This is a genomic window from Pseudomonas sp. GW821-FHT01E10 (assembly GCF_059422365.1).
In genome coordinates this window covers 1-13,145 of record NZ_JBWKWT010000015.1, presented here as the reverse complement: position 1 = coordinate 13,145, position 13,145 = coordinate 1, and the positions used below count along the sequence as shown (strand labels likewise).

Below are 13,145 nucleotides of genomic sequence, written 5' to 3'. Positions count from 1 at the left end.
CTACATGTTGAATCGCGTCGGGACGTCAGTCGTTGACCAGTTTCCCAACCCGGATCGGCTCACGTCCGGCGACTTTCGCCTGCCAGGTGCCCGGTTGCGTGTAGCGTCCGCGATCGATGGCAAACAGCACGCCGCTGGTTCCGGCGCACACGGTGGTGGCCCGGTCGCTCAATGGATCGACTACTTCAAACAACGCGTCGCCCCGCTCCACCCATTCACCTGAATTGCGCAGGAAACTGACCACCCCGTGATGCGGTGCAAACAGGTACTCGGTGCCTTCGAACGGCAGGCCCTCACAGCATTCGCTTGGCGCTTCCGGCCAGGTGCCGGTGATGAAACCCTGTTCAGCGAGGAACCCCAGGATCGCCTCACAATTGGCCTGGGCCTGATCGACCCGTGTATCGCCCATGCTGCCCAGCTCCAGCGTGGTCGCCAGGTTGGCCGGCGGGATCGCAGCCTCGGGAAAGGCCCGCGCCAGGCGCAACCACGGCGTAGAGCACGACTCATCGAAAGAGCTGCCGCCGGAATCCTCACACAACAACGCCACCCCGGCCTTCAGGCGAGCCGCCAGGGAGCGCCATTGCGGCCAATGCTGCGGCAAGGCATACAGGTGAATCGCCGCGTCGAAATCGCAATGCAAGTCGAGGGTGATGTCGGCCTCGCAGGCGTGGCGCAGCAGCAAGCGGTGCATGGCTTCCAATTGCGAAAGCGGTGCCGGCAGACCATCGAGCACCTGCCCCATGGTCTGGCGAATCAGTACGATGTTGGCCTGGGCGTCACCCCCCAATTGATCGCCGATCAACTCAGCCACCGGTGCGCTGAGTTCAACGAACGAGCGGTTGAAGTTCTTGCCGCTGCCCAATTCGAAGCGACCCATGTGGCTGCCTTGCAGGTGCTGATCGAGGCCGATGGGATTGGCCACCGGCACCAGTTCGATGATGCCCTGAAGTTGCCCCTGGGTTTCGAGCTCGGCCAGACGCTTCTTCAGTTCCCAGGCAGTGCGCATGCCCGGCAGTTCGTCCGCGTGCAGACTGGCCTGGATGTAAACCTTGCGAGTACCCGCGCCATAACGAAACACGCTGAGCGTGCGTTCAGTCCCCAGATGGCTCCAGGGCAGTGAATGATCGATGCGTTGCATGGGGACTCCTGAATATCTGTGCGATGAGGCCATTCTTGTGGGAGCAAGCCTGCCCGCACCCACAAAGTCCAGCATGAAAAAATGGCCACCGCATCCACGGTGGCCACTTCTCTACGGCGTATTAATGGCCGTAAACATCGAAGTTGAAGTACTTGTCCTGCACTTGCTTGTACTTGCCGTTGGCGCGAATTTCAGTGATGGCGGTGTTGAATTTGTCTGCCAGCTCTTTATCGCCCTTGCGCACGGCAATACCGGCACCACCGCCGAAGTACTTGGCGTCTTCGTAGGTCGGGCCGACAAACGCGAAGCCTTTACCGGCATCGGTTTTCAGGAAACCGTCGTCCAGGTTGACCGAGTCGGCCAGCATCGCGTCAAGGCGACCGGCAACCATGTCCAGGTTGGCTTCCTGCTGGGAACCATAACGCACCAGGTCGATGCCGGCCGGCACCAGCACTTCGGTGGCGAAGCGGTCGTGGGTACTGGCGCGCAGTACACCCACTTTCTTGCCCTTGAGCTCGGTCAGTGGATCCTTGACGTTGGTGCCTTCCTTCATCACGAAGCGCGCCGGGGTGTGGTAGTACTTGATGGTGAAATCGACGTTCTTCTTGCGGTCGTCGGTGATGGTCATGGACGACAGGATCGCGTCGATTTTCTTGACCTTCAGGGCCGGGATCAGGCCATCGAACTCTTGCTCGACCCAAGTGCACTTCACTTTCATCTGTTCACACAGCGCGTCACCGATGTCCACGTCGAAACCGGTGAGTTTGCCGTCGGGGGTTTTCATCGAGAATGGCGGGTAACCGGCTTCGATCCCGAGGCGAATCGGTTTGGCGTCTTCGGCCACGGCGGTCAGGGACAACATCGACAGTGCCAGGGCACCGAACATCACTCGCTTCTTCATTTATAACTCCTGTGTGCGGAGGCTTTTATTGGCAGCTTTCGATTGGCAACTTTCGGCTAGTGAAGACCGAAGTGGCCGGCAGTCTAGAGCGGCTACAGGAGGGCAAATTGTGTTTAGGCGACAAATACTTATAAAAAAGAAGCCGAGGGATTCGACGCACTTGAAGTGTGCTCCGAGGTGGTGCAAGGACTGTAGGACAATCCTTTGCTTCAGACAAAACCTACACATTTTCGGGTACTGATCCGATCGAAGAGTCGCACTGGCGATGAACCTTTTTCTGCCTCACATTGACCCGCCAACCGCCCCCACAAGAGAAACGTGATGCCCGCGCTGAATCTGATCCAGCACCATCCTGCCGAAGGCCCCGGCGCCATTGCCGAATGGGCCCGATCCCGAGGCATCACCCTGAACGTGTTTCGCGCCGACCTCGGTCAGTTGCCGCCGGTGAGCGCGGCACCGCTGATTCTATTGGGTGGGCCTTATGAATCAGGTGCCGGGCCGGCATGGCTGGAAACAGAGCGTCAGTGGCTGGCGGGCAGCCTGGATCAGGGCGCGGCGGTGTTCGCGATTTGCCTGGGGGCGCAGTTGCTGGCGCTGAGCCTGGGTGGCAATGTGCGGCGGATGGCTCACACCGAAACCGGCTGGACTACCGTGACCTTTGCCGATGGCCAGACGCTGAAGGTGCTGGAATGGCACGAAGACGCGATCGATCTGCCGCCCTCTGCGCAGTTGCTGGCCAGCAGCGAGGTTTGTGAGCAGCAGATGTATCGCGTTGGCCCGACGCGGGTGGGGTTGCAGTTCCACCCGGAATGGAATGCTGAATCGGTGGCGATCCTCAATGAGCACTTTGGCGAGGAATCACCGTTGCCCCGGGAGCCGCAAGACAGCGCCGCTTATACAACGGTGTTTGACTGGTTGCGGGTGACGCTGGATGGATGGTGGACAGTATCCTGTGGCGAGGGGGCTTGCCCCCGTTCGGCTGCGAAGCAGTCGTAAATCCTTGGGGATCGCAGTGACTGGTTTGGGGCCGCTTCGCGACCCAACGGGGCGGTGCGGCGTTCCGACAAGCCCCCTCGCCACATTTGATCACCTGTATCTGAACGTCAGCATTCACAACCAATGACTGTCTTGGCGGTGTGAGCAACCGCAACACTCAACTCAAACCCTTCATCCAGCCACCCGGTCACCCCGCCGATCATCTCCTTGACCGGGTAACCCAGTGCCGCCAGCTTCACCGCGGCCTTGTTGGCGCCGTTGCAGTGAGGTCCGGCGCAATAGACCACAAACAGCGTGGACTTCGGATAGGCCGCCAAGCCATCAGCTGTGATCAATCGACTCGGGATGTTGATCGCGCCTGGCACATGTCCGCGTTCGAACGCCAACGGTCCGCGCACGTCTACCAGAACAAAATCCACCTCGCCGGCCTCTTGGCTGCTGTAGACGTCGGAACAATCGGTTTCGAAGGTCAGACGATTGCTGAAGTGCATTAGGGCGATGGCGGACGGGGCTGCGGGAATCTCGCGAACCAGGCTAGGCATGGGCTGTACTCCAAAGTCTCAGTGGGTGTGAGAAAACTTTATCTGCTCCGGCCTTGCCGCTACAGTGGCGCACAAGACACTCACCGGGAATTTTCCGCCAAATGCAGCCCACCCCAGGTTTAGTCGCGATTCTGGCCTACGACGGCCTCTGTACCTTCGAATTCGGCATTGCCGTGGAGATCTTCGGCCTGGCGCGGCCAGAGTTCGATTTCCCTTGGTACGAGCACCGCATCGTCGCCGTCGACCAAGGGCCAATGCGCGCCATGGGCGGCATTCAGGTGCTGGCCGACGGCGGGATGGAACTGCTTGAGCGCGCCCGAACCATCATCATCCCCGGCTGGCGCGACCGCAGCGCACCGGTGCCGGAGCCCTTGCTCGCCGCGCTGCGCCAGGCCCATGCCCGAGGCGCGCGGTTGCTGTCGATCTGTTCCGGGGTATTCGTACTGGCGGCCACCGGTTTGCTGGACGGTCACGGCGCCACCACCCATTGGCGCTACACCGCTGAACTGGCCGAGCGCTTCCCGAACATTCTGGTGGATCCGGACGTGCTGTATGTCGATTCGGGTCAGTTGATCACTTCGGCAGGCAGCGCCGCCGGCATCGATGCCTGCCTGCATCTGGTCGCGCGGGATTTCGGCACGCAGGTGGCCAACTCGGTGGCCCGGCGGTTGGTGATGTCGCCGCAACGCACCGGCGGCCAGGCACAGTTCATTCCGTCACCGGTCAGCCCGACGCCGCGCAGCGATCTGTCGCGGGTCATGCAGTGGGCGCGGGAACGTCTGCATGAACCACTGGAGGTTCGCGACCTCGCCAGCGAGGCGGCCATGAGTGAGCGCACGTTCCTGCGGCGGTTCACCGAAGCCAGCGGTATGCCGCCCAAAGCGTGGCTGCAGCATGAACGCCTGGCCCGGGCCCGCGAGCTGCTGGAGAGCACGAATCAAAACACTGACCAGATTGCCCAGCACTGCGGTTATCGCTCGGTGGAGAGTTTCCGGGTGGCATTTCGCAGCGTGGTCGGCGTGCCGCCTTCGGTGTATCGGGAACGGTTCGGGCGCAAGGTCAGTGCTGTTTGAATTCATCACTCATTATCAATGGCGATAACAACAATAATGAATGATGAGAAAGCGCGTTAATCTATCGCCATTCTTAATATCAAACACTTCATACCCAAACGCATCGCTATTAATAAAATAATATTAAACATTACTCCGATGCAGCCCATTGCATATTTATCGGCGCCTGCTTAACTGCAAAAACTGCTGATGACAGCAGTGCCCGCAAACACCACGAAAGGAATCGTTATGAGCACTTCAACTCGCCATAGCATGCCCCCCTATGGGGTGGCCATCCAAGGCGCGATCAAGGCAGGCGACCTGCCGCAAATGAAGACGCTGTTGAAACAACGCGATGCATCCACACCAGAAAATAAAGAGCTAAAAACTGCTTACGAGCAGTTGGTTAAGGAAATCGCACGCCTGGAAAAGCACTAATAGCTATTTCCGCGCCCCTTATTGCAATGGAGGCAATAATTATGTCTGGTTCCAATCAACAACCTGTCGGCTTGTTCCCACTCTGCTACCGAATTGGTACTTCGGCCGCGGGCGCACAAAACCTGGCACTCAATCTTCTGGTTTTTACCCCAGATCAAACGGTAAGCGGCACTGCCGAAATTACTCAAGCCACTAACCCTCCACTGGATGTGCACTCCGATGTCTGGGGCGAATACACCTACCTGACGGTCATGAGCCCTGGCGTCAGCAAGATCCTGATCACCGCTCAAGGCAATAACGGCGGCCCAGGCTCGAACTCAATCGTGAATTTCAAGTTGCATCTGGTGGTCGGTAGCGACTGGAGAGAAGGTGTCGCCAATTACGAGTACTTCAATGGTGAACGGTGGGTCCAGGTCACTGCTCCCGCTCATCTTGTCGAGGCGGTACCCTCCAACGCTTATAAATCAGTGCCTTTGGAGCCCGGCCCGGTCATTCCAGCCTATCCACCGATCATGCCGCTGTACGCCGCACCGATTCAAAGTGCCATTGCCAGCGGTGACCTGGCCCAGATGAAAAACCTGGCCCGCCTGGCCCAACAACAACTGGATCAGCAACCCCAACTGCAGAGCGCGCTTGAAACGGCCAAGGGCGAAATCAGCCGGCAGGAACGCCGCTGACCCGCTCACGAAACATGCCCGAGTTGTCCAGAATACAAATAAGGGAGTAGCACCATGTCAATCGGACTTTTTCATACCCGCCTGAATGTCAGCAGTCATCTACTGGGCGCACCGGTTTTAACCCTGGATCTGCTGGTAGATACCGTAAAGAAAAAAGTCAGCGGGGTTGCCAGCATTTTCCAAAGCACCTATCCGCCTCTCAACTTCCGTGCCCGTGTATGGGGTGAATACTCCGAGGCCAAACTGGTGCCGACGGCCGAAAACCACATCATCCTCACCTTGGCGGGCAGCCCGAGCGGCCCTCTCAGCCAGATCGCCCAGACTTTCGGCTTGAAAGGCATTTTAGGCGCCGACTGGGCGAGCGGTTATGTCGACTACAAGTACCAGGACCAGGGTATCTGGCATTACGTGAAACACGCAGCTGTCAGCCAGGCTCCAGTGATTGAGCGCCCAGAGCATCCGCACCATGCGGTGCCGCTCTATGCCGTCGCGGTACAGCAGGCGCAAACCAGCGGTGACCTGGCGCAACTGAAGTCCGTGGTGAGCCAGGGTGAACAGCAATTGGCCAACAGCGGTGCCCTGCGCAGCGCTCTGGAGCAGTTGAACGCTGAAATCGCCCGCCTGGAGGCCCGCTAACCCCAGGCAGTTAAGCGCAACCCCCTGTGGGAGCAGGCAAGCCCGCTCCCACAGACTCCGCGCTATAGACCAACAACAAAAGGTAAATCCGGTCGCGCCATTGACTCAAGGAAGGCGCGAACACTTCGATGGATTCGTGCCGCGCACGCGTTGGTGCGCAAGGATTTCCCATGTCAGACAGTCGCCCTGCCCGCTACCTCAGTGAAACCGACCTCAAACGCTACGTGCCGGTGCATGTGGTCTGGGAAATCACTCTGGCCTGCGATCTCAAATGCCTGCATTGCGGCTCACGCGCCGGCCATCGACGCCCCGATGAACTGAACACCCGGGAGTGCCTGGACGTTATCGATTCCCTGGCGGCACTCGGCACCCGCGAGATCACCCTGATCGGCGGTGAAGCCTATTTGCGCAAGGACTGGACCCAACTGATCCAGGCTATCCACGATCACGGCATGTATTGCGCGATACAAACGGGTGGGCGCAACCTGACGCCCGCAAAAATGCAGGCAGCGGTGGACGCCGGACTCAATGGCGTCGGTGTGTCACTGGATGGACTGGCCCCACTGCATGACGCAGTGCGCAATGTTCCGGGCTCGTTCGACAAGGCGGTGGACACCCTGCGACGCGCCAAACAGTCCGGGCTTGCGGTGAGCGTCAACACACAAATCGGCGCGGCCACGTTGCCCGACTTGCCCGAGCTGATGGACCTGATCATCGACCTCGGCGCCACTCACTGGCAGATCCAGCTGACGGTCGCCATGGGCAATGCCGTCGACCACCCGGAGCTGCTGTTGCAACCCTACCAACTGCTGGAAGTGATGCCGCTGCTGGCGCGCCTCTACCGCGAAGGGGTTGATCGCGGCCTGCTGATGAACGTGGGCAACAATATTGGTTACTACGGCCCTTACGAGCACATGTGGCGTGGCTTCGGCGACGAACGTGTGCACTGGAGTGGCTGCGCCGCCGGCCAGACCGTGCTGGCGCTGGAAGCCGACGGCACGGTAAAGGGTTGCCCGTCATTGGCCACGGTGGGGTTTTCGGGCGGCAACGTACGCAACATGAGCCTGCACGATATCTGGCATTACAGCGAAGGCATGCACTTTGGCCGCCTGCGGTCGGTCGACGACCTGTGGGGCTACTGCCGAGGCTGTTACTACAACGACGTCTGCCGTGGCGGCTGCACCTGGACCTCGCACTCCCTGCTCGGCAAACCCGGCAATAATCCCTACTGCCATTACCGCGCGCTGGACCTGCAAAAACGCGGGTTACGCGAGCGCATCGTCAAACTCGAGGACGCGGCAAAAACCTCCTTCGCCGTCGGACGTTTTGATCTGATTACCGAGCGCATCGATACCGGCGAGAAGGTGAACAGCGTCAGCGACAGCGGCCAGGTGATCAAACTGGCCTGGGCGAACCAGGGCCAGAAATCGCCTGACGAAGGACGTATTCCACCGCAACTGGCGCTGTGTCGTGGCTGCTTGCAGTACATCCATGCACACGAAGTGACGTGCCCCCACTGCGACGCTGATGTCGCCGCCGCGGAAGCCGTGCACCAGACAGACCGTGCCCGGCAACAAGCGATCATCAACACCCTGACCGGCCTGCTGGGGTTGCCGCAAAATAACTTGATGTGACGTTTATGCCGACGCATCACCAGGGAAGCGACCTCGAAGATCGCTTCCCTGGCACATCACCCGGCATGCGGGTCTGCGCGTTGCGAAAAGGACGGTTACTGAGCCGTCGGGTGTTCGACGATCAGCGATTCGATGTTCATCTTTTTCGCCCGGGTCAGCGCCGCCGTTATTTCAGCTTGCCTGACCTGCGCCTCGGCCTGCGAACCGAACGGTCCGACCAGAATACGAACCTTTCCATTTTCCTTCACGACGTTGGGAACGAAGCTGTGCTCAATCAACCAACCGCTCAGGTCACTGACCGCCTGGGGTGTCTCGCCGCGCACTTCGACATCCCACTGCGGGCCCGTTACCGCCGCGGGAACGGAGGCGACTGCCGGTTGCGGCTTTTGAGCGTCAACCCCTTTATCCTCACCGCATCCGGCCAGCGTCAGTACCGCGATTACCAAGACCATTTTGCGCACAACGCTTTCCTCCGAATGCTTAAAGCGGCGATTTTAACATCCACGGATCCATCCCGAGTGCCGCAAAATGGGCTCAAAACAACGAGAATGATGGTGGCGGCCTCTGTATAGTTACACCTTGGGAATTAATGCAGCATCTGCGCGTCAGAAAGAGGCACCCAAACCGTGAAACTTCGCACTAATCTATATCTAATACCGACCTCTGCACTGTCCGAATCAGGTGCCCTACAAAGCAATCAAGGAGAAAACCATGCTGATACTCACCCGCAAAGTCGGTGAAAGCATAAACATCGGTGATGACATTACGATCACCATCCTGGGCGTTAGCGGCCAGCAAGTCAGGATTGGCATCAACGCCCCGAAAGACGTTGCGGTGCATCGCGAAGAAATTTATCAACGCATCCAGGCTGGCCTGACCGCCCCGGACAAGCCGCAAACGCCCTGAATCCTGCTGCAGTCAGTAGCCAGCCCATTCTGCCTCGAGTAACGGCTGGCTAAGATTCAAGTGCCGCATCGTTCTGCGCTCCGTCTCTCTTTGCGATGCCATCGCAACACGGAGCCGATACTACTGCCCTGGCTCCTGCCATGACTGTCAGACGTTTCGGATTTGCAGCGAGAAAGAGCGCTCCCCTGCCCGGTTAGCCAAACGTCACACCACGCGCCATGCCCGTGGCCGCCACGACCATTAGCACCAGCAACAGCGCCTCGATATGACTGATACGGGCAAACAGCGTTGCGCGGCCGGTATCGATAGCCGCGCCGCGCCCCAGCGCAATCCGCCATTTGATCAGCGTCACCATCGGTGCAATCTCAAGCAACAGGATGAACACCAAGAGCGTCATCTTGAGATGAAACAGGGGTTGGTGAAGATAGTAATCAGTGCCTTTTTCGTACCCGCCAAAGGCTCGTAGCCCACCCGTGATCAGCAGAGTGACTGCAGAGATCCCCCACAGATTATCTGCAATCAAAACACGGCGAGCGTCCCCTGCCCCGGCACTCAGACGACGTAACGCCGTACCGCGGGTCAGTACAGCCCAAAAACCCAGACCAAAGGCCAAGAGGTGAACCGCCGCCAGAAACCAGTGAGCCAGCATCGACATACTCCCATCAGGACAAAGTTGAATCAGCCTTACAGTAGTAGTCCATCGTGTCGAATTTGCTCACGCATGTAGCTGGGCTGATCTCCCGCACCTCGCCATCGGGCAAATTGCAGGCGAAAAAAAACCGGGTTCCTGATGGATACCCGGTTTTTGAGAGTCCTGGACTTAATCCAGTCGTTTCGAGATCGAAGTACGAGCGCTGCTCAACCCTTTCGTGTTGTGATCGCCAGGCGTAGTGGCCGAAATGGCAGAGGCCTTGGCAACTCCTCGCGTATCCCTGGAATGCGCAATGCCCGAAGTGACTGCGCCATGGCCACGGTCACCGTTACGTTCGCTACCAAAGTGGTTGCCATTGACGCCACGGTCCCGGACGGCTTTGCCGGCGTGATCACTGCTCAAGCCTGCGCCACGGCCGACGTGGTCGCTGCTCAAGCCTGCACCACGACCGACATGGGTGCCACTCAAGCCTGCACCACGGCCAACATGGGTGCCACTCAAGCCTGCGCCACGGCCGACATGGGTGCCACTCAAGCCTGCACCACGGCCGACATGGGTGCCACTCAAGCCTGCACCAAGGCCGACATGGTCGCTACTCAAGCCTGCGCCACGGCCATTGCTACTGACGCCGCCGGAATGGCCGGAACCGCCGTTGCCACCATGACCACCGCCGTTACCGCCGCCATTGCCACCACCGTTACCACCGCCGCCACCACCTCCATTGCCACCATCCTTCGCGTAGGCGGAGCTCATGATGGACAGTTCAGCGGGCAATAACGGGGCGGCTGCAAGCATCATCACGCAGGACATGACGGCAACAAAACTCTTGTTTTTTAATAGCATGGTGAGGTTCCGTGGAGGTTGATATTGCACGGAATAATTGACCGTATCCCCCCCACACAGTTCAAAGGCCGGCGACCAGCGGGCAAGCAATGTGCAGTGATCGAACCGGCACACTGCTTCCCGCGATGTTGCTGGTCGTTATGCGGCAAGGGCGCGATTGAAATTTATCGCCCTCACTTCAATCGAATGCGCCATTGAGCACCTCGTAGATGATCCCGGTAGCGATGGCCACCAAAATCAAGTCAGTGCCAGCCTGCTGCCACTCATAGCCATCGTAGTGGGGAAGCTGGCCGAGCAGACGGCCATCGAGTTTTTTGGCGATCCCCGGCGGCAGAGGTTTACCGCGCGCGAGGTTTTTCTGAATACCGGGTGGCAAGGCGGGCCCGGGGCTCCAGTAGTCACGATAACCACCCACGATGCCAAGGACGCTACCGTGGTTGATGCTCGGGCCGTGACTCCAATCGTCCCCCCCTGAACCTTTCCCTTTGTTTCCATGGCCGGAGTTGCCATGGTCCTGGTTGTATTGTGGATTTCCCTTGCCACCTCCCTGGCCTTTCCCGTTTCCCGGGTCGGCCAATGCAGTCACTGAACCGGACACCAAGGCAAGACACGTCATAGCGGCGATCAACGAGCGAGATCTAAACATATCCGTTCTCTCCGAAAGGGGATGTCCCCTGAAGAATGTAGACGGCTATGGCGGTATTAGTTCAGCAACAGTGTTTACTGGAAGTAAGGCGCCGAGTTGGCGTTTTTGAGGATTTTGCAAAAGCCAGGTAAATCGCGGACAACAAAAAATGGCCCACCTTTCGGTGAGCCCTTCCAGACCGCCCAGCAGAGCGGATTTTGTTTGGTAGGCGCGATTGGACTCGAACCAACGACCCCCACCATGTCAAGGTGGTGCTCTAACCAACTGAGCTACGTGCCTGCTGTGAGGCGGCATTCTACGGAATTCCGGAGGGGTGTCAACACCTTTTTTTCACCTAACCCTATGAATATGCAAAATATTTAATTTCGCTGTGGCAAAGAAGATTTTCCGGTGGCTGGCGGTCGATTTTTAACTCGGGTAGGATCAATGCACTCGTAAAATATATTAAACAGAGGCTGCAGGATGGCGAACACTCCCTACCCAGAGTCCTATTACGCCGCGTCGGCCAATGCAGCGCCAGCGCGCCCGGCCTTGCAGGATGATGTAGAGACTGATGTCTGTGTAATCGGCGCCGGTTACACCGGCCTGTCCTCTGCCCTGTTCCTGCTGGAAAACGGTTTCAAGGTTACGGTGCTGGAAGCCGCCAAGGTCGGTTTCGGTGCGTCGGGACGCAACGGTGGCCAGATAGTTAACAGCTACAGCCGTGATATCGATGTGATTGAGCGCAGCGTCGGCCCCAAGCAAGCTCAGTTGCTGGGGCAGATGGCGTTCGAAGGTGGGCGGATCATTCGTGAACGAGTGGCCAAATATAATATCCAGTGCGACTTGAAGGATGGCGGTGTGTTCGCCGCCATTACCGACAAGCAGATGGGCCATCTGGAGTCTCAGAAGCGCCTGTGGGAGCGTTTCGGTCACACGCAGCTTGAGCTGTTGGATCAGCGTCGCATCCGCGAGGTAGTGGCTTGCGATCAATATGTCGGCGGCATGCTCGATATGAGTGGCGGGCATATTCATCCACTCAATCTTGCCTTGGGCGAAGCAGCAGCCGTGGAGTCGTTGGGCGGCACTATTTACGAGCAATCGCCGGCAGTGCGCATCGAGCGCAGTGCCAACCCGGTGGTGCATACGCCTCAGGGCAAGGTCAGGGCCAAGTTCATCATCGTCGCCGGCAACGCGTACATCGGCAATCTGGTGCCGGAGCTGGCGGCCAAGTCGATGCCCTGCGGGACTCAAGTGATCACCACCGAACCCTTGGGCGATGAATTGGCCAAGCGCCTGCTGCCTCAGGACTACTGCGTCGAAGACTGTAACTACCTGCTCGACTACTACCGCCTGAGCGCCGACAAACGCCTGATATTTGGTGGCGGCGTGGTGTATGGCGCGCGGGACCCGGCGAACATCGAGGCGATCATTCGACCGAAGATGCTCAAGGCCTTCCCGCAACTCAAGGACGTGAAGATCGATTACGCCTGGACCGGCAATTTCCTGCTGACCCTGTCACGTCTACCTCAGGTCGGGCGACTGGGCGATAACATCTACTACTCCCAGGGCTGCAGTGGCCACGGCGTGACGTATACGCACCTGGCGGGCAAGGTATTGGCCGAAGCATTGCGTGGTCAGGCTGAACGCTTCGACGCCTTCGCCGACCTCCCCCACTACCCGTTCCCCGGCGGGCAATTGCTTCGCACACCGTTCGCAGCGTTGGGCGCCTGGTATTACGGATTGCGGGACAAGCTCGGGGTCTGATCGACCGACTCAGGAGCGGCGACTTCTTGTAGCGAAGTCGCCGTCGAAGCCCAACAGATGTCAGTGGCGCGCAAAGTGACTCGGCCGTTGTAGCGCCGAGGCTGGATGCAGAAGGATCAGAGCGCAAAGGCGCGAAAGAAGAAAAAGCCAAATCGCAGGCACAAAAAACCCCGGTCTTTCGACCAGGGTCTTTGCTATAGACTCGAAGATTGCCAACGGCCTTCTTCGTAGCTTCAAGGCGTTCAGTGGGCCTTGAGGCAGATATGGCGCAGCGGACGGGACTCGAACCCGCGACCCCCGGCGTGACAGGCCGGTATTCTAACCGACTGAACTACCGC

The 13,145-nt window shown here is 58.8% G+C and carries 15 protein-coding genes and 1 tRNA gene; 9 read left to right on the top strand and 7 right to left on the bottom strand.

What is annotated here, in order from left to right; translation table 11 throughout:
- Positions 1-25 precede the first annotated feature (25 nt).
- Together AC07V0_RS22420 and AC07V0_RS22415 are read right to left on the bottom strand one after the other, a co-directional pair.
- Positions 26-1,138: a succinylglutamate desuccinylase/aspartoacylase family protein gene (locus AC07V0_RS22420; protein WP_457326972.1), complete on the bottom strand. Its 1,113-nt coding sequence runs from the start codon at positions 1,136-1,138 to the stop codon at positions 26-28.
- Positions 1,139-1,259: 121 nt separating this feature from the next.
- Complete coding sequence (locus AC07V0_RS22415) at positions 1,260-2,039, bottom strand: ABC transporter substrate-binding protein (protein WP_018928073.1); 780 nt, start codon at positions 2,037-2,039, stop codon at positions 1,260-1,262.
- Between the two features lie 321 nt (positions 2,040-2,360).
- Between AC07V0_RS22415 and AC07V0_RS22410 the strand changes: the two genes are divergently transcribed.
- On the top strand, positions 2,361-3,035 hold the full coding sequence (locus AC07V0_RS22410) for a type 1 glutamine amidotransferase (RefSeq protein WP_495019933.1): 675 nt from the start codon (positions 2,361-2,363) through the stop codon (positions 3,033-3,035).
- Between the two features lie 107 nt (positions 3,036-3,142).
- Here the strand turns inward: AC07V0_RS22410 and AC07V0_RS22405 are convergent, their stop codons facing one another.
- On the bottom strand, positions 3,143-3,577 hold the full coding sequence (locus AC07V0_RS22405; RefSeq protein WP_477744443.1) for a rhodanese-like domain-containing protein: 435 nt from the start codon (positions 3,575-3,577) through the stop codon (positions 3,143-3,145).
- A 101-nt stretch (positions 3,578-3,678) separates the two neighbouring features.
- On the opposite strand from AC07V0_RS22405, the gene ftrA reads away from it, so the two are divergent.
- The 5 genes from ftrA to AC07V0_RS22380 all read left to right on the top strand — a co-directional run bounded on the left by ftrA (position 3,679) and on the right by AC07V0_RS22380 (position 8,014).
- On the top strand, positions 3,679-4,650 hold the full coding sequence (ftrA, locus tag AC07V0_RS22400; RefSeq protein WP_019649323.1) for a transcriptional regulator FtrA: 972 nt from the start codon (positions 3,679-3,681) through the stop codon (positions 4,648-4,650).
- Positions 4,651-4,878: 228 nt separating this feature from the next.
- Positions 4,879-5,067: a DUF1843 domain-containing protein gene (locus AC07V0_RS22395; protein WP_018928077.1), complete on the top strand. Its 189-nt coding sequence runs from the start codon at positions 4,879-4,881 to the stop codon at positions 5,065-5,067.
- Positions 5,068-5,108: 41 nt separating this feature from the next.
- Positions 5,109-5,744, top strand: a complete 636-nt coding sequence (locus AC07V0_RS22390; RefSeq protein ID WP_018928078.1) for a DUF1842 domain-containing protein — start codon at positions 5,109-5,111, stop codon at positions 5,742-5,744.
- Between the two features lie 54 nt (positions 5,745-5,798).
- On the top strand, positions 5,799-6,380 hold the full coding sequence (locus AC07V0_RS22385; RefSeq protein WP_018928079.1) for a DUF1842 domain-containing protein: 582 nt from the start codon (positions 5,799-5,801) through the stop codon (positions 6,378-6,380).
- 170 nt (positions 6,381-6,550) lie between these two features.
- Positions 6,551-8,014, top strand: coding sequence for a GDL motif peptide-associated radical SAM/SPASM maturase (locus tag AC07V0_RS22380; RefSeq protein WP_064616995.1), 1,464 nt, complete (start codon positions 6,551-6,553; stop codon positions 8,012-8,014).
- Positions 8,015-8,109: 95 nt separating this feature from the next.
- Here the strand turns inward: AC07V0_RS22380 and AC07V0_RS22375 are convergent, their stop codons facing one another.
- Complete coding sequence (locus tag AC07V0_RS22375; RefSeq protein WP_064616994.1) at positions 8,110-8,475, bottom strand: SPOR domain-containing protein; 366 nt, start codon at positions 8,473-8,475, stop codon at positions 8,110-8,112.
- A 250-nt stretch (positions 8,476-8,725) separates the two neighbouring features.
- Here AC07V0_RS22375 and csrA point away from each other — a divergent pair, with 250 nt between their 5' ends.
- Complete coding sequence (csrA, locus tag AC07V0_RS22370; protein ID WP_007938114.1) at positions 8,726-8,920, top strand: carbon storage regulator CsrA; 195 nt, start codon at positions 8,726-8,728, stop codon at positions 8,918-8,920.
- A 193-nt stretch (positions 8,921-9,113) separates the two neighbouring features.
- Here csrA and AC07V0_RS22365 read toward each other — a convergent pair whose 3' ends face one another.
- A complete protein-coding gene (locus AC07V0_RS22365; protein ID WP_018928082.1) occupies positions 9,114-9,569 on the bottom strand; it encodes a DUF2214 family protein in 456 nt (151 codons plus the stop codon).
- 315 nt (positions 9,570-9,884) lie between these two features.
- Here AC07V0_RS22365 and AC07V0_RS22360 point away from each other — a divergent pair, with 315 nt between their 5' ends.
- Entirely contained in the window at positions 9,885-10,349 is a 465-nt protein-coding gene (locus tag AC07V0_RS22360; RefSeq protein WP_495019932.1) for a hypothetical protein, read from the top strand.
- A gap of 244 nt (positions 10,350-10,593) precedes the next feature.
- Here AC07V0_RS22360 and AC07V0_RS22355 read toward each other — a convergent pair whose 3' ends face one another.
- On the bottom strand, positions 10,594-11,061 hold the full coding sequence (locus AC07V0_RS22355) for an anti-virulence regulator CigR family protein (protein ID WP_007935023.1): 468 nt from the start codon (positions 11,059-11,061) through the stop codon (positions 10,594-10,596).
- A gap of 202 nt (positions 11,062-11,263) precedes the next feature.
- A tRNA-Val gene (locus AC07V0_RS22350) sits at positions 11,264-11,340 on the bottom strand.
- A gap of 183 nt (positions 11,341-11,523) precedes the next feature.
- Between AC07V0_RS22350 and AC07V0_RS22345 the strand changes: the two genes are divergently transcribed.
- Positions 11,524-12,807 carry an NAD(P)/FAD-dependent oxidoreductase gene (locus tag AC07V0_RS22345; protein WP_018928085.1) on the top strand — a complete coding sequence of 428 codons (1,284 nt, stop codon included), beginning with the start codon at positions 11,524-11,526 and terminating at the stop codon, positions 12,805-12,807.
- The last annotated feature ends 338 nt before the right edge of the window (positions 12,808-13,145 follow it).